16 protein-coding genes are annotated in these 19,248 nt (G+C 44.6%); 6 read left to right on the top strand and 10 right to left on the bottom strand.

Features of this window, described 5'->3' with window-relative positions:
- Nucleotides 1–12: 12 nt before the first annotated feature.
- The 4 genes from BFP72_RS08330 to dnaG all read right to left on the bottom strand — a co-directional run bounded on the left by BFP72_RS08330 (nucleotide 13) and on the right by dnaG (nucleotide 4,562).
- Nucleotides 13–624 carry a DUF2911 domain-containing protein gene (locus BFP72_RS08330; RefSeq protein WP_099598697.1) on the bottom strand — a complete coding sequence of 204 codons (612 nt, stop codon included), beginning with the start codon at nucleotides 622–624 and terminating at the stop codon, nucleotides 13–15.
- A gap of 136 nt (nucleotides 625–760) precedes the next feature.
- Nucleotides 761–1,363: a hypothetical protein gene (locus tag BFP72_RS08335; RefSeq protein WP_143519989.1), complete on the bottom strand. Its 603-nt coding sequence runs from the start codon at nucleotides 1,361–1,363 to the stop codon at nucleotides 761–763.
- Between the two features lie 5 nt (nucleotides 1,364–1,368).
- On the bottom strand, nucleotides 1,369–2,571 hold the full coding sequence (locus BFP72_RS08340) for a bifunctional 3,4-dihydroxy-2-butanone-4-phosphate synthase/GTP cyclohydrolase II (RefSeq protein WP_099598699.1): 1,203 nt from the start codon (nucleotides 2,569–2,571) through the stop codon (nucleotides 1,369–1,371).
- Between the two features lie 2 nt (nucleotides 2,572–2,573).
- A complete protein-coding gene (dnaG, locus tag BFP72_RS08345) occupies nucleotides 2,574–4,562 on the bottom strand; it encodes a DNA primase (RefSeq protein WP_099598700.1) in 1,989 nt (662 codons plus the stop codon).
- A gap of 126 nt (nucleotides 4,563–4,688) precedes the next feature.
- On the opposite strand from dnaG, the gene BFP72_RS08350 reads away from it, so the two are divergent.
- The 3 genes from BFP72_RS08350 to BFP72_RS08360 all read left to right on the top strand — a co-directional run bounded on the left by BFP72_RS08350 (nucleotide 4,689) and on the right by BFP72_RS08360 (nucleotide 9,133).
- Nucleotides 4,689–5,777, top strand: coding sequence for an Mrp/NBP35 family ATP-binding protein (locus BFP72_RS08350; protein ID WP_099598701.1), 1,089 nt, complete (start codon nucleotides 4,689–4,691; stop codon nucleotides 5,775–5,777).
- 21 nt (nucleotides 5,778–5,798) lie between these two features.
- Entirely contained in the window at nucleotides 5,799–6,062 is a 264-nt protein-coding gene (locus BFP72_RS08355) for a NifU family protein (protein ID WP_099598702.1), read from the top strand.
- Nucleotides 6,063–6,136: 74 nt separating this feature from the next.
- Nucleotides 6,137–9,133 (top strand): T9SS-dependent choice-of-anchor J family protein, encoded by a 2,997-nt coding sequence (locus BFP72_RS08360; protein ID WP_143519990.1) that lies wholly within the window; start codon nucleotides 6,137–6,139, stop codon nucleotides 9,131–9,133.
- A 4-nt stretch (nucleotides 9,134–9,137) separates the two neighbouring features.
- Here the strand turns inward: BFP72_RS08360 and ddlA are convergent, their stop codons facing one another.
- Nucleotides 9,138–10,226, bottom strand: a complete 1,089-nt coding sequence (ddlA, locus tag BFP72_RS08365) for a D-alanine--D-alanine ligase (RefSeq protein WP_099598704.1) — start codon at nucleotides 10,224–10,226, stop codon at nucleotides 9,138–9,140.
- A gap of 116 nt (nucleotides 10,227–10,342) precedes the next feature.
- Between ddlA and BFP72_RS08370 the strand changes: the two genes are divergently transcribed.
- Together BFP72_RS08370 and BFP72_RS08375 are read left to right on the top strand one after the other, a co-directional pair.
- Nucleotides 10,343–11,206 carry a PASTA domain-containing protein gene (locus BFP72_RS08370; protein ID WP_099598705.1) on the top strand — a complete coding sequence of 288 codons (864 nt, stop codon included), beginning with the start codon at nucleotides 10,343–10,345 and terminating at the stop codon, nucleotides 11,204–11,206.
- Between the two features lie 15 nt (nucleotides 11,207–11,221).
- Entirely contained in the window at nucleotides 11,222–13,051 is a 1,830-nt protein-coding gene (locus tag BFP72_RS08375; protein WP_099598706.1) for a T9SS type A sorting domain-containing protein, read from the top strand.
- Here the strand turns inward: BFP72_RS08375 and nspC are convergent.
- Both nspC and BFP72_RS08385 read right to left on the bottom strand, forming a co-directional pair.
- Nucleotides 13,048–14,178: a carboxynorspermidine decarboxylase gene (gene nspC / locus BFP72_RS08380; protein ID WP_099598707.1), complete on the bottom strand. Its 1,131-nt coding sequence runs from the start codon at nucleotides 14,176–14,178 to the stop codon at nucleotides 13,048–13,050. The genes BFP72_RS08375 and nspC overlap by 4 nt on opposite strands.
- Nucleotides 14,179–14,180: 2 nt before the next feature.
- Nucleotides 14,181–15,386 carry a saccharopine dehydrogenase family protein gene (locus BFP72_RS08385; protein WP_099598708.1) on the bottom strand — a complete coding sequence of 402 codons (1,206 nt, stop codon included), beginning with the start codon at nucleotides 15,384–15,386 and terminating at the stop codon, nucleotides 14,181–14,183.
- 159 nt (nucleotides 15,387–15,545) lie between these two features.
- Here BFP72_RS08385 and BFP72_RS08390 point away from each other — a divergent pair, with 159 nt between their 5' ends.
- Entirely contained in the window at nucleotides 15,546–16,154 is a 609-nt protein-coding gene (locus tag BFP72_RS08390; RefSeq protein ID WP_099598709.1) for a DUF4136 domain-containing protein, read from the top strand.
- 62 nt (nucleotides 16,155–16,216) lie between these two features.
- On the opposite strand, the gene bcp is transcribed toward BFP72_RS08390, so the two are convergent.
- Genes bcp through BFP72_RS08405 form a run of 3 tightly spaced genes read right to left on the bottom strand, consistent with a single transcriptional unit; the run spans nucleotide 16,217 to nucleotide 19,004 of the window.
- A complete protein-coding gene (bcp, locus tag BFP72_RS08395) occupies nucleotides 16,217–16,669 on the bottom strand; it encodes a thioredoxin-dependent thiol peroxidase (protein WP_099598710.1) in 453 nt (150 codons plus the stop codon).
- A 2-nt stretch (nucleotides 16,670–16,671) separates the two neighbouring features.
- Nucleotides 16,672–17,730, bottom strand: coding sequence for a response regulator (locus BFP72_RS08400; RefSeq protein WP_099598711.1), 1,059 nt, complete (start codon nucleotides 17,728–17,730; stop codon nucleotides 16,672–16,674).
- A 5-nt stretch (nucleotides 17,731–17,735) separates the two neighbouring features.
- Nucleotides 17,736–19,004, bottom strand: coding sequence for a PAS domain-containing sensor histidine kinase (locus BFP72_RS08405; protein WP_158233342.1), 1,269 nt, complete (start codon nucleotides 19,002–19,004; stop codon nucleotides 17,736–17,738).
- Nucleotides 19,005–19,248: the final 244 nt, after the last annotated feature.

A 19,248-nucleotide genomic window follows, 5' to 3' on the forward strand; every position in this document is an offset into this window, starting at 1 on the left:
TGATACCCTGATCTATTCAGCAGTAACGGGGATATTTTCGACAGGAAATGTAAATCGGAGATATTCCCAAGAAAATGAGACGACGCCTTCTTTCGAAATATCAAAAAGCATTTTCTCCTGCAAGTTACCTACCCGAGTGGGCACGACACTAAAACGCAAGACATCCAGAGTCTTGTCATAGTCGTAGGCTCCCCATACATCATACTTGGTATTGAGAATAATTTCCCATTGCCCCTCTGATGGGATAGTATAGAGCGCATAGTTACCGGTTTTGATGGTCTGTCCTGCGATTTGAATATCTGCATCAGTCGTAAATACCGTCGCTTCGTTGGCCCCAGTCCGCCATATTTTGTCATACTTCACCAAGTCACCCCAGATCACACGCCCCTTGACAGAGGGTTGACTATAGGTGATAAACACCTCGGCACCTCCAACCTGGCGACTAGCCCTAGCTGGTGGAGAAGGACGATTACTTGCCTCCTTCTTGTATTGTTCGAAATTACCCGTATCAGATGACACGTAATTTTGTGAATATTCTGGTCGGTGACAACTCGAACATATCACCATGATGGACGCCATCAACAAAAACCCTTCCTTCACTCTCTTCATCTTCTTATTCATCATGTTATTCAAACTTTCATACGAAGTTCTACCAAAATATGTTTAAACATCTAATTTCAAATCACACCCAATCCCTCCTTCTATCACTATGACAGGAGGAGATGTATTGAATAAAGGTTGGTGGTTGAGTAAATTCTCTCTACAAAGAATTGTAGAAAGCAACAATCCGTATCAAGTCACGAACTTCCGAAACACTCAGTCGGTTTTTTCGAATGTACTCTTTGACTTGATCTCCATGTAAATCTAGGATCATGAATAGATCCGCTTTTTTACCACTATACTGTACAATCTCTCCAGTACGAAAAGCAAAATAATACGTCAAAGCCAGCTGCTCATGCATGGGCATGGCTCCTGAATAATAATAGCCCTGACTATATGCTTCAGCTTCCATTACGATTTTCTCCCTGCATAGCAACGTCGTAGGTCCCTCATAGAGCACCTCAAACAGAATAGGTGCCCGAAAATCAGTTCTTACTTCGTACGGAATCGCATAAAACTGGCGGTAATTTTTAAGTATACTATCAAAAAACTCAAAGTACAAAATCCTCTTGCTGTTGAGGGTATTCACCTTCTGACTTGGATCCAACACCTGTACAGTGTTGGTTTCCATATCGTACTTGAGCTCACCTCGGAGTGTATCCCCATCCAAGGTCACCAACCAGCCTTTGTGCCAAACGCGAGACGAAAACTCTTGAGCTTTCGTCTCGGTCAAAAGCAGGAACAACGATATGCAAATTAGCATGCCTCTCATTTCTTCAAGATGCTATGCCCCATCTTGTCCCTTTTGGTTTCGAGATATTTCTGATTGTGTTGATTGGGAGATACTTCGATAGGAATATTCTCAACGATCTCCAAGCCATAGCCCATCAAACCTACACGTTTGGTGGGATTATTGGTAATCAATCGAATTTGGCTCACGCCCAAATCATGCAAGATCTGTGCCCCAACACCATAATCTCTATGATCTCCTTGGAAGCCTAACTTTTCATTTGCCTCCACCGTATCCAGGCCTTCTTCCTGCAACTTGTATGCCTTCAGCTTGTTGATCAACCCAATACCTCGGCCTTCCTGGTTCATATAGAGCACTACACCTTGCCCCTCTTCCTCTACCATTTTCATAGCTTTGTGCAGTTGTGTCCCACAGTCGCAACGGCATGAACCAAAAATATCACCCGTCACACAAGAAGAGTGCACGCGTACCATGACTGGATCCGTCTCTTTCCACTCTCCTTTGACCAAGGCAAGATGGGTCTCTCCTGTACTGAGCTGCTTGTATGAGGTCAATTTAAAATCTCCCCATTCGGTAGGCATATCCACCGTAATCTCCTTTTGGATCAACGATTCCTTCTCCATACGGTAGCTGATCAAATCCTTGATAGAGATAAGCAGCAGGTTGAACTTTTCCGCCACTAACCTCAGATCAGGCAGCCGTGCCATAGTACCGTCTTCATTCATGATTTCCACCAAGACACCTGCAGGCTGCATACCTGCCAACCTAGCCAAGTCAATGGCTGCTTCGGTATGACCAGCACGTCGAAGCACCCCTCCTTTTTTTGCTCTCAGCGGAAAAATATGCCCTGGTTTCCCCAGTTCTTCGGGTTTGATTGTGGGGTCTACAAGTGCCTTGATTGTTTTGGCTCTATCACTTGCAGAAATCCCCGTAGTACACCCATGTCCAATCAAGTCTATAGATACAGTGAATGGTGTCTCATAAGCTGCAGTATTCTTACCCACCATCAGTTCCAGTTCCAATTCATCACATTTCTCTTCGACCAAAGGAGCGCATATCAGGCCTCTACCATGAGTAGCCATGAAATTGATGATTTCGGGTGTCACGCTCTCAGCGGCACACACAAAATCCCCTTCGTTCTCTCTATCTTCATCATCGACTACTATGATGACCTCACCTCGCTTTATGGCTTCTATTGCATCTGATACTTTGTCTAACATATCTATCTTACGGTAACGTTTCCTAATTCTTTTGCGATGGCCATTTCCATCTGTTTCAACCCTGTTTGCATCGACAATAGCTCATCTATTTCAGCTTCATCGGTACTATTTTTAATATTCTCAATGTTTTCAGCAATCATCTTACGGATGATTCTGAACTTTAATCTAAGGATGTTTCCAAACGCCGATTTTTTCAACGCGTCCCTCTCATGTGCTACAGAGATTTGAAACTTATCCGACCAATTTGGACTCAGTTCATAGCGATCCGTAGACAAGTCTACGGCTACCTTTTTTATTTCTTCACTCCCTCCCATCAAATCATGTAAGTTGGTCACCTTGCCAGCTGCGAGACTTGATTTAAACATGTCCATCATTTCGATGTATATCGGAGTGGTAAATTCGATATCCTCACACTCCGTAAGGATATATTGCGCCAATTGAGTCTCTTCTCCTTCAAAGCCCTCTACCAATTCCTCGCCATAGTTGATCAACATACGAATACTTTCCCGCTCTTGTTGCTGGATAATGTCAGACGGTGTAGCCTTCTCTTCCAGATCTGTAGGATCTGCAAACAAATCTGGCGGTGGCTCCATGGGTATTCCGAACGGAGACATATCTGGAGGAAAATTCCCCATAGACGGGGACGGGTTGGATGGACTACCCGAAGTGTAGTTGGTACGAGGCTTGTTGCTTTCTTTGAGCAACAGTTTATTGAGTTCGGTAACCAACGTACCCTCATCTATACCCAGCTTGTTGCTGCACTGCTGCGTGTACACCGTTCTCTTGATCGGATCAGGAATCAGCGATATGCTGTGTACAATCTCCCTAATCGCCTCTGCCCGTTTGATTGGATCATCTGTACCCGAAATGTATAGCTCCGTCTTGAACGAGATGAAGTCCAGACTGTTTTCTTCAAGGTAGGTTTTGAACGCCGTCCCCCCAAGTTGTTTGCAATAGCTATCCGGGTCTTCTCCTTCAGGAAATCGCACTGCCTTGACATTGAGCCCTCCTGAAAGCATCATATCTATCCCACGCATAGACGCCTTGATCCCTGCCTTGTCCCCATCAAACAATACCGTAACATTCTCCGAATACCGCTTGATAAGCTTGATTTGATCTTCGGTCAAAGAAGTGCCTGAAGAAGCCACGACATTCTTGATCCCTCCTTGATACAGCGACGTGACATCTGTATAGCCCTCTACCAAATAGCAGTTGGCTTGATTCCTTATTTCATTCTTAGCCTGAAATATACCATAGAGAATTTTACTCTTGGTATACAACTCCGTCTCCGGGCTATTGAGGTATTTGGGGCCCTTCTCGTTGCTTTTGAGTGTACGTGCTCCAAACGCGATAACTTTTCCAGATACATTGTGTATCGGAAAGGTTACTCGCCCTCTGAATCGATCATAAGCCTTGTCCTCTTTGACTATTTTGAGTCCGGCACGTTCGAGATAAGACTCATTGTAACCTTTTTGAGCTGCAGCATCCATGAGACCTTGCCATTGATCCAACGCATAACCAAGCTCGAAAGTCTTGATGGTTTCGTCCGTAAAATCACGCTCTTTGAAATAACTTAAGCCAATATTCTTCCCTTCCTCGGTATCCCAGAGGTTTTTGACAAAATGATCTTTGGCAAAATTCAATGCGATGAATAAACTCTCTCGTTCATTTTGTGCATTGACCTGTTCTTCTGTCTGCTCCTCTTCTTCGAGTTCAATGCCATACTTCTTCGCCAAAAATCGCAAAGCCTCCATGTAACTAAGGCCATCCAACTCCATGAGAAAGGTAATCGCGTCCCCTCCTTTACCTGTACTGAAGCACTTGAAGATGTTTTTGGCGGGAGACACCATAAAAGAGGGAGTCTTCTCGTCCGTAAATGGGCTTAGGGCCTTAAAACTTGACCCTGATTTTTTGAGATCCACGAACTCACTGATCACTTCATAGATATCCATACGGTTTTTAATCTCCTCTATGGTATGATTGCTGATCACTTAATTCAAATTCGTTTTAGGGTCTTTAGAAATACAAATCTAGCACGAAATTAGTCAAGTATATGATACAAAAACGCTATATCGTTTAACTTGCAACAAATTTGAATCTATAGCGACACTAGAGCATTGAAAATCACAGATAAAGACGTACTCCAAGCACTCTCAACCGTGCAAGATCCCGACCTCAAGCAAGACCTTGTCACCCTCAAGATGATCAAAGACCTCAAGGTGGACGACCAGAAAATCAGCTTTACCGTAGAGCTGACCACTCCTGCCTGTCCACTCAAGGAAATCATAAAAAATGATTGTTTGAAGGCTGTCGGCTCTATAGCTCAGGGACTCGAAATACAAATTGACATGTCTGCTCAAGTCACCTCAACTAGAGAGCAGTCATTCACCCTACCTAAAGTAAAGAATATCATCGCAGTGTCCTCTGGCAAAGGTGGAGTAGGCAAATCTACAGTCACTGCCAATCTTGCTGTGGCTTTGGCCAAAAGCGGTGCATCTGTGGGCATCATCGATGCGGACATCTTCGGTCCATCTATCCCTACGATGTTCAACTGTGAGTACGAGCAACCAGAAATGATCAAAGAAGGAGATCGCAACCTCATCGTCCCTATCATGCAGTACGGTGTGGAGCTCGTATCCATTGGTTTCTTAACTCCCAAAGACAACGCCATCGTATGGAGAGGCCCAATGGCGAGCTCAGCTTTGAAGCAATTCATTTCTGATGTCAAGTGGGGTGAACTCGACTACCTCTTGATTGATCTACCTCCTGGGACTAGCGACATCCATCTTACCCTCGTGCAATCTGTACCCGTCACTGGTGCGATCATTGTCACTTCTCCACAAAAAGTAGCTATCGCTGATGCAAAAAAAGGATTAGCGATGTTCAAATTACCACAAATCAATGTACCGGTTTTGGGTGTAGTTGAGAACATGGCTTATTTCACCCCGGATGAGTTGCCAGACAATAAATATTACATTTTTGGACAAAATGGAGGGAGAGAATTAGCCGAAAAAGAAGAAGTGCCGTTTTTAGGAGAGATCCCTATCGTACAATCTATCCGAGAAAGTGGGGACAGTGGGTACCCTGCGGTCATGAAAGATGGGATCACCGAAGAGGCCTTCATGGGACTGGCTCAATCCGTCGCAAGACAGGTTGCCATCAGAAATGCGAGCAAAGAGAAAACAAAGATCGTACAAATGAGTTAAATTTGATTATTCAATACAATTATGGATAACAACACAAAAGAAACGCTTTTAGAAAAGATCAATGGAGCCATTGACAACATCCGCCCTTATTTGGAAGCGGACGGAGGAGACGTCAGAGTAGTCGATATAGATGACAACTTCGTTGTATTTGTTGAGCTTTTGGGAGCCTGCGAAGCGTGTCCTATGTCACCGATGACCATGAAAGCGGGCATAGAAGAAGCCATCAAAAGAGTAGCTCCTGAGGTGACTAGCATCAAAGCTATCAACACTCAGCCGGCTGAGTAGTTTTCAAAACTCCTTGAAATGATTATCTTTCAGAATCGTTGGAACTCGTATTGGTTTCAACGAATTCAAAACTTGTGCGAAGATCGCTCCTATATATCCTATGCTTACTGAATAGTTTTGTGTCTCTCGCGCAAGACCGATGCGGCACTGTGCCTTTCAACACATATCAGAAGCAGAAGTTTTTCCTGCCCGAATCCAGCGAACAGTTTGAAGGTTGGATGCAGCGCAAAATCAACAATAGACCATTGCTCCGTCTCCAAAACTTACAAGCGGATCAAGTGTATACTATACCCGTCGTAGTACACATCCTACATCAAGGAGAAAATACTGGTACAGGATCCAATATCCCTGACGAGCAGATTTTCTCACAAATCGAAACACTCAACGAAGACTTTAGGCGTCTCAATGCCGACGCAACTGACACTCCGAATGAATTTTTGGCCGTAGCGGCTGATGTCCACATCGAGTTTGTATTGGCCCAGCGAGATCCCGAAGGACTCCCTACCAATGGCATCACACATACTCAAGCACAAAAGGATGTCTACGGCATCTACGAATTGGCAGACTTGGCTGCTGAAAAATACTGGGACAGTGACCAATACTTTAACATTTGGGTGAGTACGCTCAATGACTTCTTGGGGTATGCCCAGTTTCCTATATCCAATCTAGAAGGTATGAACATCGATCAAAACACCAATGCTGTATCAGACGGGATCTTCATCGACTACCGCTACTTCGGTACAGGGTACAATGCAGATGACTTCTCCAAAGGACGTACCGTGACTCACGAGACGGGACATTGGTTGGGCCTGCGTCATATCTGGGGGGATGCATCCAGCTGTAGTGCAGACGACTACTGCATCGATACTCCATCTCAAAGAACCAATACCTACGGCTGCCCTATACATGGCGAAGAAGTATCCTGCGACTCCAATGACATGTTCCAAAACTACATGGACTATACCGACGATGTCTGCATGAACCTGTTTACCCTCGACCAAAAGAGTCGAATGAGAACTGTGCTAGAAAATAGTCCAAGAAGAAAGTCTCTATTGACCAGCCCCGCACTAACCCCAGCCATCCAAGTAGCCAATGATCTAGGAGTATACGCCATCACCTCTCCTCTTTCTGGCGAATGCCAAGCCGACATCACTCCAACAGTAGTCCTCAAAAACTACGGTACCAACGACATCTCCCAATTCAAAATCACACTGCTAATCGATGATTTAGAGATCGAAACATTGGAATCCACCCAAGTCCTCACCCCATTATCCAGTGCAGATGTAACCTTTGCTCCGCTAAACTCTTTCAACCTTTTCACAACCTTCACCTATCGCATCGATGAAGTCAATCATACCATCGATGGCAATGACGAAAACAATTGCGAATGGATCGCCAGCTATTTTGCACCTGACGCCAGCATCCCAACTAGCGAAGACTTCACCAACAGTACAACGAGCTACTCATCGACTTGGCAAATCAAACCTGGATCCTCATGGGAATATCAGCACGCCCCTTCCAGTGATCTCAGCAACGAAGCTATCGCCCTACTATATGCAGCAAGTGATGCAGATGAGTTTGGGACACAAGACTACTTGATCAGCCCGGCCCTGAGCATGATTGGAGTCGCTAGTGCTGAATTGCAGTTTGACTATGCTTATGCCGCAAAATCAGACATCATTGCTGACGGCCTTGCTGTCTATATTTCTACCGATTGTGGCGCAACTTTCCCTCTCGAAAACAGGCTATTTCAGCGCTGGTCTCCGAACCTCGGCACTACCTCAGCCACCAACAGTGATTTTGAGCCCAGCGGTGCGGGTGACTGGGAAACAGTCTCTCTCAACCTCAGTCAGTACACGGGCGAAGATCAAATTGTACTCGCCTTCGTAGGGTACAACGGCAATGGCAACAATCTCTACCTTGACAACCTCAAACTGATCTCCACGAGTACCACCAACTATGATATCAGTATTCAAAATATAGAAGGAGTACCCGTTGTGAGCTGTACTGATAATTTTGACATCTCCGCTGAAGTCAAGAACTACGGCTATCTCAACTTGACCTCATTCGAAATTCGAGGACAAATCGGTGATCAAATAGAATCTGGAACCGTCACACACTCCGATCTGTCTCCTGGCGAAAGCATGTGGGTCACTTTAGAATTCGAAGGATTGGCAGTCGGTGAAGATGTGGTCACCATCGACGTATACTCTCCCAATGGACAGGAGGACGAATCTCCAGACAACAATAATCTAAGTACACATTTCATCATAGACGATGACACGGAGGGTATTCCAATACGCCTCGACTTCCTCTCCAACAGCCCCTTGGAAAACTGGAATTATTATAGCGCCAGTGCTTTGCAGTTTTGGGAAATATACATCGATGACCGAGACTCTAGAGTTCGCTCACTCTACTACAACGCCTACGACAACATCAACCTTGGACTCACCAATCTATTCGTCAGCCCAATACTGACACTCCGAGAGCAAGATCAAGCCTCTGTAAGATTTGACTACTCCTATGCCTATCGCATCGGCAAAAATGATCGCTTACAAGTATTGGTTTCCACGAACTGTGGAGAGAGCTTTGACGATGTAGTATTTGACAAGAATGGATCGAGTCTTGCAATAGTAGACACAAACTCCGAGTGGTTTCCAGAAACAGAGGATGATTGGATCACCGAAACCATCGATTTGAGTGCCTACACTGGGCGAAACGACATCCGATTGGCCTTTGCCTTTACCAACCAAAATGGCAACAACCTTTTCATCGATAACGTTGAGTTTTTCGACGTAGAACAGCCCGACACACTGGCATTAGAAGAAAAACTTCGAATATATCCCAACCCCGCCACGACACAGTTTAGCATCAAACTCAACTTCAACATCAAGCAAGACGCCATGATACGTCTCATCAGTATGAACAGCGAGGTAGTATTGGAATACCCAATCAAAAACGCCCTCAACCAAGTCTACCTTATCGAAGACCTCCAGGTAGGTGCTGGGGTGTACATCCTCCAAATCCTCGGAGATGTCGATCAAGTCTCTAGCCGAGTTTTGATTCAGTAATTACTCAAATAGACGTCCTCAATCCAGACACCTTCTCGTGACGAGCTATGCCCAGGTCGATGAGTTGTGAAATCAAGTCTGTGTACAAGACTCCACTGGCCTCCCATAATTTGGGGTACATACTGATTTTGGTAAATCCTGGTATGGTGTTGATTTCATTGACAAGGATACGCCCCTCTTTGGTCAGAAACACATCAACTCGAGAGAATCCTTCACACTCCAATACTTGAAAGGTCCGTACGGCAATGTCTTGCACTTCTTTGATTTGCTCCTCAGTGATTTTGGCAGGGATATCGATGCGATAACCTTTGTCATCGAGATACTTGGCCTCATAGGAATAAAAGTTCGCCGAAAACGAAATCTCACCTGGGACCGAAGCTTTGGGTTCTTCATTGCCTAGGATTGCACACTCGATCTCACGACCGTCTACAAACTCTTCTATGACGATCTTTCGATCAAAAGCAAAAGCTTCATCCAAAGCTCGGTTGTACTCATCCTCTGTATCTGCCCTATTGATCCCTACAGAGGATCCTAGGTTAGCTGGCTTGACAAAACACGGGATTCCTAGCTCGGTAGAAATCTCTGCAAAGGTAGGCCGCACCTCATGTGAGCGCAGTGCGATGTATTTACCTATCGGCAATCCTGCATCACGCAAGATACGTTTCATCACGTCTTTGTCCATACCCACAGCAGATCCTAATACGTCGCACCCGACGAAAGGTACATTTGCGAGTTTTAGCAATCCCTGTGTCGCTCCATCCTCCCCCATCGGGCCATGCAAAATCGGAAAAACCACATCAACTTTCTCCGCCCATTTTCCATTGGCTACATAATGTATCTGCCCTCCACTATTGGGCACGAGAGCTACTTCGCTGCTATCTATATTCAGAGACAGGTTTTCCCCTTCGCCAAGAATCAACTCAGACGCTTCATCATACAACCATTTGCCTTGCTTGGTGATCCCGATCAGTACCGGGTAAAAACGTGACGTATCCAATGCTTCGATGACATTTTTGGCAGAGCGCAATGAAATTTCATGCTCTGCTGACTTTCCTCCAAAGAGGATTCCGACGTTGATCCTATTGTTTGCCATAATTGGCAAAACTATGAATAAGTTTGATTTGAAATAAGACCTAGATGTTTATTTCAGAAATATTTCCCATCCATAGGAAATAGGTATTAATTTGCCTCTTTACAATATTCAAATCAATGGAAGAAATCGAAGCAAAGAAAAAGACGACCAAGAAGCAATTCCTTATCCATCTCGGACTTGCCATTGCCACCCTGATTTTCATGGTCTACGCTATTTTCAATATCTATTTTCCTATCGTCACCAATCACGGCGAAAGCATGACTGTCCCCAATTTGGAAGGCATAATGATCGAAGACCTAGAAGAATTCTTGGAAGAGCGAGATTTACGCTATGCTGTAGAACCGGACTCAGGTTATTCGGCCAAATACCCTGCCCTTGCGGTATTGAAACAGTTTCCACTCCCAAATTCAAAGGTCAAGCAAAATCGAAAAATCTACGTCACTCTCAATGCCAAACAACCTCCAGTCGTCAAGATGCCTTCCTTGACGGGTCGCTCTCTCAAGAATGCCCAACTGGAACTAAGAAGCCTCGGACTCTCTCTAGGTGAGATTCGGTACAAGCCAGACTTTGCCCTCAACACCATCTTGGAGCAATACCATCAGGGTAAAAAGATCGCGTCAGGCTCAGAGATAGCCAAAGGCTCCAAAATTGATTTTGAAGTGGCTGATGGCTTGGGCAATCAAAATTTCCAAATGCTCAACCTCAAAAACCTCAGTCTGGATGAAGCCATCTTCGTCTTGCGCGGATATGGGCTCAAGGTCGGGGACGTTTTTTATGAAAATGAGGGATTTATCAACAAAGAAACCAAAGACGACTTAGGAGAAACCGTCTACAAAAAAACACCTGTCAAAGGAGGTCATGTATTCAAACAAAGCCCCAATGCTGAAAATAGCGCACGAATCGGGCAAAGCATCGATCTATGGGTCGTAGAGGTAGACTCTACAACGCTAGAAACTCCGAGTTTAGAGATTGCTCAGTAATCCGAACATACAATCATGTCCAAGCAGTGTTTTACATACCTCATAGGCCTACTGATCATGACGTCTCAGTTGCAAGCACAACTCATCGTCAAACCTATCAGGCACACCTATTTGGACTCCAAGAGCACTGCGACACAAGGACGATTCAAAATCCATAGTGACACACTTTCACTTCCGTTTTGGGATGATTTTTCGACTTCTTATCAAGTCGCTGATTCTACGCTATGGTACAGTGGTGAGAATGTATGGATCAACGCAACCACGGCTATTACACCTCCAAGCATCAATGTAGCGAGCTTTGATGGAGTAGATGGCTCAGGAACACCTTATGGCACTGACTCCAACAATTCGACAATCACCGATATACTCGAATCACAAGCCATCAATTTGGCCGGACTGACCTCTACAGACAACGTCTACCTGAGCTATTACTGGCAGCAACAAGGCTATGGCGAGATTCCCGAACCTTCAGATTCTTTGGTGGTCAAATTTTGGACAATCAACAAAGAATGGGTCACACCTGAGGGAGGTCGTATCATCGGTGATCCGGATACTCCAGACGATGTTTTCACCAAGAACAGCATACACCTCAATGAAACAGACTACCTACATCCAGGGTTTAAATTCAAGTTTGTAGCATATGGCAATCCTACGGGTCCCTTTGACGTATGGCATGTAGATTATGTTCTTTTGGACAAAAACAGAACAATCGCTGGAGAGTCAATCGATGATTATGCTATTTCCACACAACCTACGTCACTATTCAACCGCTATTCTAGCATTCCTTTCGATCAGTTGTTTCACTACCCAGACAGTATTTTTGCTCCCATTGACTTCACCTTGACTTCCTTTCAGGACGCTCAAGGGCGCAACGTGGCTTTTGAACTCATCGTCACAGATACCTTGAATCAAACCATAGTCTACAACAAACCACAAGACCCCGACCAACTTGTACTCAATGGGGTAGATGACCAAAACCAATACCAAACCTACCCGCTGACATTAGCCGATTTCGCTCCATACAGTGATCAAGATTCTTTATTCCTGAGTACGACGATCATTTTCAACAGCTCAGATGACCCAAAGTACCAAATCAATGATACGGCACGCTACTACAGTACGGTGCACGAGACCTTAGCCTATGACGATGGCTCTGCCGAATACTCCGCAGGCATCAATCAGACGAGTGGAGAACTGGCCGTACAGTTTAGCACCCCTTCTCAAGACACGCTCACACACATAGACATTCATTTCCCGCAGATTTACCCGACACCGGACATCAGTACCATCACGCTCTATGTCTACAAAGACCTCTCTGGTGCAGATGCCTCCACACTCGGTGCAGGAGAGTTCAGTGCCATCTATGCCACCAAACAAAATGAATTTGCACGCTATACGCTCCCCACTCCTATTGTACTCAAGCAAGGCACTTTTTTCATTTCCATGAAGCAATTCACCAACAATTATATCCCCGTCGGCTTAGATAAAAATACGCAAAACCAAGACCTAATCTACTACAAAACTGGACAGGACTGGGTTCAAAACAACGCACAAAACCTGAAGGGAACACTGATGATTAGAGCGATATTCGCAGACAATGATTTCGTAGTGGCGGCAACTCCAGACGCTGTGCCCCCCTTGCGTTTTTTTCCCAATCCTGCAAATCATCAAATCACTATAGAATCGCCTATCGATGAACTACGTATACTCAATCTGTCTGGGCAGACCGTACTCCATAGCACCAATCAAACGGTCAAGGTATCTCAACTCCAAGAGGGACTGTATATAATTAAAATTAGAAAAGGGAGCAGTATCACGACTGAAAAACTACTAATCAAACACTAGGACAAGCGGTCTCTGAAATCAGCATAACCAAACTCCTTGACCCGTTCGAATCTCCCATCACTATACACTATCGCAATGGATGGGTGCGCCACGCCATTGAACGTAGATGTCTTGACCATCGTATAATGGATCATATCCAAAAAAGTAATCGAATCACCTACTTGCAATTCATGATCAAATCCATAGGCCTCTAGGTAGTCCCCTGCCAAACAACTCACCCCGCCCAAACGGTATGCGCGTTGGCCATCTTTGACCTCTCTGTCTCCCTCTACCAGCTTAGGCCGATAAGGCATCTCCAGACAATCCGGCATGTGGCAAGTAAACGACGCATCAATGATGGCCGTCCGCACACCATTGCGCTCGACCACATCGAGCACTGAGGTTTTCAAAAAACCCGTCTCCCAAGCAAAAGCACTGCCCGGCTCTAGCAAAATATCCACCTGGTGTTTGGTCTTGAACGCTCGGAGTATCTCGATAAGGTGCTCTACATCGTATCCCTCACGAGTCATCAAGTGTCCTCCACCCAGATTGAGCCATTTGGCATTCGCCAAAAGGTGGCCAAACTTGGTTTCGATGGCTTGTAAGACTTTCTCCAAGGCATACGAATCACTCTCACAAAGCACATGCGAATGAAGGCCTTCAACTCCGTCAGGCAAGCCTGTAGACAATTCTGATTCCGTGATACCTAGACGAGAATGAGGCGAAGCAGGGTTGTACAAATCTGTCTCTACATCAGATTCCTGTGGGTTGATACGTAAACCAATGGATACCCCTGCAGCAAGGCATTTATCCTTATATTGCTTGTACTGGGACAAAGAATTGAAAGTCAAGTGACTTGACCCCTTGATGATTTCATCGATATCCTGAGGACTATAGGCCACACAATACGTATGAGAAAGCGTACGCATATGTTCATTGCAAAGCAATACTTCATTGAGGGAGCTTGCAGTCGCTCCCTCAATGTATTCTTTGACTATTGGAAAAGCACTCCACATTGAAAACCCCTTGAAAGCCAGGATAATCTCCACCCCAGCCTCATGGCTTACACGCTGTATCAATTCAAGGTTGCTCCTCAACTTATCTTCTTCCAGTACGAAACAGGGAGAAGGAATTGTGTAATCACTCATTCTTACTTGACCTCTAGATCCACATCATGCTGCTCTACCCACGGCAAACCTTGAGTCATGAGTTGTTCCATGAATGGATCTGGGTTGAACTCCTCTACGTTAAAGACTCCCGCTCCTGTCCATTTCTGAGTCAGTACCATCATCGCGCCGATCATGGCAGGTACCCCAGTAGTATATGACACTCCTTGTGCACCTGTCTCATCAAATGCGGCTTGATGGCTACAGTTATTGTAAACATAATAGGTCTTATCCTTGCCATCTTTTTTGCCTTGGATACGACAGCCAATAGAGGTCTCTCCTACATAGTTGTCCCCCAGACTACCCGGGTCTGGCAATACAGCCTTGAGAAACTGCAAGGGCACAATTTGCTTACCTTCATAGTTGATGGGCTCGATGCCTGCCATTCCTATATTTTGAATGACACGAAGATGTGTCAAGTACTCGTCACCAAAAGTCATCCAAAACCTCGCACGCTTGAGCGATGGAAAATTTTTCACCAAAGACTCTAGCTCTTCATGATAGATCACATAGCTAGCTCTTGACCCTATGTTTGGGTAGTTGAGTTCTTGTCTGATCTCATGCGGTTCCGTTTCGATCCATTGACCATTTTCCCAATACTTCCCTTTTTGGGTCACCTCTCTAATGTTGATCTCTGGATTGAAGTTGGTTGCAAAGGCCTTGCCATGATCTCCCCCATTACAATCCACGATATCTAAATATTCGATCTCATCGAAATGGTGCTTGGCTGCATAGGCAGTATAAATACTAGTCACCCCAGGATCAAACCCACAGCCCAATACAGCCGTCAAGCCCGCCTCTTTGAACTTATCTTGATAGGCCCACTGCCAGCTGTACTCAAACTTGGCCTCATCTTGCGGTTCGTAATTGGCTGTATCTAGATAATGTACCCCTGTCTCTAAACAGGCATCCATGATCGTCAAATCTTGGTAAGGCAAAGCAACATTGATAACCATTTCAGGTTTGACCTCATTGATCAAAGTCACCAATTCTGGGACATTATCCGCATCGACACGAGCCGTAGATATACTCACACCAGTCTCTTTCTGGATATCAGCTGCGATCACATCACACTTAGACTGTGTCCTGCTTGCTAAACATATCTCTGTAAATACACTGCTATTCAAGGCGCATTTATAGGCTACTACTCTGCCGACTCCCCCAGCACCGATGATTAATACTTTGGACATTTTATTCTTGTTTAATTTTTTGTGTAAATGTAAAAGAAAGCTAGACTTGAAAAGGGTCAGGACAAAAAAAATTACACACTAGACCAACGCCTACTATTGATTCTTGCATCATATTTTGCTAACTTATAACTCATATCCAATTACTTAAGCTGACTTCTCATGTACAAACACACTATCTTTTCGCTTTTGCTATTGTCCATAGTCCTATTGGCATGTTCTAGCCAAAAGGATTTTGTCATTGAGTCTGACTATAGCTATAGTGGGCGCTTCAAAAAGTACAAGACATTCGATTTCATCATGATGTCAGAAAATGACTCGTTCGTACACAAGGGATTGGTAGAAAAAACCATCTCCTCTCGTATGCATGCCCAAGGATATAGGTACACCGTCGACAAACCTGATTTGTTGATTACCTATAAGATTTTCTCGGAAAACTTTGCCATGAAAGGCTACTCTCAGCCCAATTTTGACCGCTGGGTACAAGAAAACTGGGGAGAAAAGCTCATGGTAGATGACAAGTTTGTACAAAATTCCAATTCGGATATCACTGCCGAATACAACGACCAAAAGCACTACATGTACGATGGCACAATGCTTATTTCCTTTTTTGACCGAAAAAAGCGACAAACAGTCTGGCAGGGGTACGCCTCTGGGGTTTTTAGTGAAGGCAAAGAAACCTCCGAGCGTAGTGTCAAAATCGCCACTGCCAAAATATTCAGGGAGTTTCGTATCGTAGCGAATGGCTACATCATCAAAAAGGATGTCTAGCCATACATCTCCAATTTGACGTACGTTTCTTTCTTAATGGATTACCCAATCACACAGTATGCCTACTCTCCTAAAATCTGAGCGGTGTGTTCTTTGGTTTTGACTTTGCCTATGATCTCCTCAATCACTCCTTGCTCATCTATGACAAAAGTCGTACGAAATGTCCCCATGTATTTTCTACCATACATCTGCTTTTCTCCCCAAGTACCAAAAAGGTCGTGTACAGCTTTGTCCGTGTCAGCCAGTAGATCAAACGGCAGCTCATGTTTGTCAATGAACTTCTGATGTGATTTTTCATTATCAGTACTCACACCTAGCACTTGGTATCCTTTGGCAAGCAGGTTCTCGTAGTTGTCTCTCAAATTGCATGACTGGGTAGTACAACCAGGAGTATTGTCCTTGGGATAAAAATACAGCACGAGTTTCTTACCAGCATAGTCAGCAAGTCTGATCGTTTCTCCTTTTTGGTTCACACCTTCGAATGCCGGAGCGACATCTCCTATTTTCAATTCCATATTCAATAACCTCTAGATATAATAATAGCTAATTCCTCGACATCCAGCAGCTTGATTTTGTTGGATTCGATGGCGATCAACCCCTCCGTCTTGAAATCGGACAATGTCCGAATCACAGACTCAGGAGATGTACCCACAATATTAGACAAATCTTCGCGCGAGATCGAGAATGCTTCGCTTTCCTTACCGTAATTTTTCTGTACAGACAACAAGGCCTCCGCGACCCGCTGGCGCACAGTGTTGTATGCCAAGTGCAGCATCTTCTCCTCTATATCCAAGATACTCTTGGATAGGATCTTGATGAAACTACTTGCTACGCCTCGATCCTTGTATATCAACTGAATGAAATCCTCTTTGGGGATGAAGTATGCTTCGACCTCCTCAATCGACATGGCTCCCTCGCTATGATCGGAGAGAGTGATCAGATCATTGAACCCCAAAAAATCTTCAGCACCATGGATGCCTGTAATGAGCTCTTTGCCATCCGAATTGGTTTTGTACGTTTTGATTTTTCCTGATTTGATATAGATCAAGTGGTTGGGGTAATCACCCTGATGATAGAGTACTGTCTTTTTTTTGAAACTACGCAGCTTCTTTTCACGAGAAAGTTCCTTCAAGCTCTCAACCTCTTTGACATCATGAAAAAAATCATCCAACCCTGACACACTCGTCTCATAATCCTTCTGCATCTGACGTGTACGTTCTATCCTAGCCTCTACTGCATCCAATAGTTCTACGTCATCATAAGGTTTGGTCAGGTAATCATCCGCCCCCAAATTCATTCCTTTGCGCATATCTGACCGTTCGGCTTTGGCAGTCAAGAAAATAAACGGGATATGTGAAGTTTCTGGGTTGCGCATGACAATGTGCAACACTCCATAACCATCCAACCCAGGCATCATGATATCACAAATAATGAGATCCACAGAGTGTTCACGCAGCATCTTCACGCCTTCCTTGCCATCAGCAGCAGTGAGCACCTCATAATCTGCAAGTTCTAAGATCTCAGCAGTATTTTCTCTTACACTCGCATTGTCTTCTATCAGTAGTATTCGTACCATGGGTATTAGTTTTTTTTCAGTATTACTTCAAACTTGGCTCCTTCCCCCTCTACACTTTCAAAAGCAATCTCGCCCTCCAAGAGGTCTACATATTTGCGCACGATATTCAGGCCTAAACCTGTCCCTTGAATGTGGTGTGAATTGTGCGCACGAAAGAATTTTTCAAACAAATGCTTCTGATCATTGAGGGGAATTCCCATTCCTTGATCCGTCACAGTGATACACACTGTCGTATCATCCTGTGTCAAAGCAACACGAATTATTGAATCCTCCTCAGAATATTTGATGGCATTGGAGACCAAATTGGTCACCACCTGCCGCAGCATTTGAGGGTCGGTCTTGAGTATACATTCTCCCCCAGTCTCGACCCAATCGATCGTCTGATTAACTTTGGTAACAGTACTCAAATCTGAGATCAATCCAGACAACAATGCATTGATTTCTACTGCTATCAATTCAATTCGCATCTTTCCTGCATCGATTTTCTCCAAAGAGAGAAACTCATTCAAAATACTTGTCAATTCGGACACATTGGACTTGATTCTACTGATATGTTTGTCGCGTTTATCCTGTGTATCCGTCGTAGCATATTTGGCAATCAAAGCAGCAGAGGACAATATTGTGCTCAGAGGTGTACGGAACTCGTGAGAAGCCATCGATACAAAGCGACTCTTCATCTCGTTGAGTTCCTTTTCTTTGTGCAATGCCTTTTTAGCCTCTTCTTCAGCTTTGACTCGCTCCCGTATCTCTGCTTCAAGATGAATGTTGGTTTTCTTGAGGTCCGTGACTACATCGGCTAGCTCTTTGGTGCGTTCTTCTACCCGTCTCTCAAGCTCAGCAGCATAGCGAATCAACTGCTCCTCGCTGTTCTTCAGATCCAATTCGACCTTCTTTCGTACCGTGATGTCAATCACTTGTGCAATCACCACGTCTTCGCCATCGATGTTGGCTGGGTTCAAGCTGATCTCTATGGGAAATGTACTCCCGTCTTTGCGCAAAGCCAACAAGTCACGTCCTACTCCCATTTGCTTGCTCACGGGAGCTCTTGTGTATTCTTCCCGTAGATGCACATGATTTCCCCGCAGGTTTGAAGGTACCAACTCTTCGACTTTCAACCCAATGATTTCATTGGCTTCATAGCCAAACAACTCCCCAAACTGCGGATTGGCCTTGATAATCACCCCACCTTTTACAATGAAAATCCCCTCCACACAGGAATAGTAGATTTCTCTATAGACATTTGAGTTTTGCACAAATATGATTTTGTTTTTCACGACAAATCTAGTCAATCACGCTACTCAGAGAAATGACTTTAATCATATTTCGAGATGACAGACTCCCTTACTTGCCTCCATCGTCTCTGCTACTTTTGAAAACATAAACTAAAACCATCTAGACCAAGACTTGATTATAGAAGAACATGGGGCACAAGATCGCCTCTTCATAACTCGGTACAACGAACATAGCCCACTACACCCCATTGTACAACACTCCAAAAAAGCAATACATCAACTCACC

Source organism: Reichenbachiella sp. 5M10 (assembly GCF_002742335.1).
Classification (GTDB): Bacteria; Bacteroidota; Bacteroidia; order Cytophagales; family Cyclobacteriaceae; genus Reichenbachiella.

Excerpts from the sequence above, each read along its gene's own strand:
- BFP72_RS08330 (WP_099598697.1), bottom strand. The coding sequence starts at position 624 with ATGATGAATAAGAAGATGAAGAGAGTGAAGGAAGGGTTTTTGTTGATG.
- BFP72_RS08335 (WP_143519989.1), bottom strand. The coding sequence starts at position 1,363 with ATGCTAATTTGCATATCGTTGTTCCTGCTTTTGACCGAGACGAAAGCT.
- BFP72_RS08340 (WP_099598699.1), bottom strand. The coding sequence starts at position 2,571 with ATGTTAGACAAAGTATCAGATGCAATAGAAGCCATAAAGCGAGGTGAG.
- BFP72_RS08355 (WP_099598702.1), top strand. The coding sequence starts at position 5,799 with ATGGATAACAACACAAAAGAAACGCTTTTAGAAAAGATCAATGGAGCC.
- ddlA (WP_099598704.1), bottom strand. The coding sequence starts at position 10,226 with ATGGCAAACAATAGGATCAACGTCGGAATCCTCTTTGGAGGAAAGTCA.
- BFP72_RS08370 (WP_099598705.1), top strand. The coding sequence starts at position 10,343 with ATGGAAGAAATCGAAGCAAAGAAAAAGACGACCAAGAAGCAATTCCTT.
- BFP72_RS08375 (WP_099598706.1), top strand. The coding sequence starts at position 11,222 with ATGTCCAAGCAGTGTTTTACATACCTCATAGGCCTACTGATCATGACG.
- nspC (WP_099598707.1), bottom strand. The coding sequence starts at position 14,178 with ATGAGTGATTACACAATTCCTTCTCCCTGTTTCGTACTGGAAGAAGAT.
- BFP72_RS08385 (WP_099598708.1), bottom strand. The coding sequence starts at position 15,386 with ATGTCCAAAGTATTAATCATCGGTGCTGGGGGAGTCGGCAGAGTAGTA.
- BFP72_RS08390 (WP_099598709.1), top strand. The coding sequence starts at position 15,546 with ATGTACAAACACACTATCTTTTCGCTTTTGCTATTGTCCATAGTCCTA.
- bcp (WP_099598710.1), bottom strand. The coding sequence starts at position 16,669 with ATGGAATTGAAAATAGGAGATGTCGCTCCGGCATTCGAAGGTGTGAAC.
- BFP72_RS08400 (WP_099598711.1), bottom strand. The coding sequence starts at position 17,730 with ATGGTACGAATACTACTGATAGAAGACAATGCGAGTGTAAGAGAAAAT.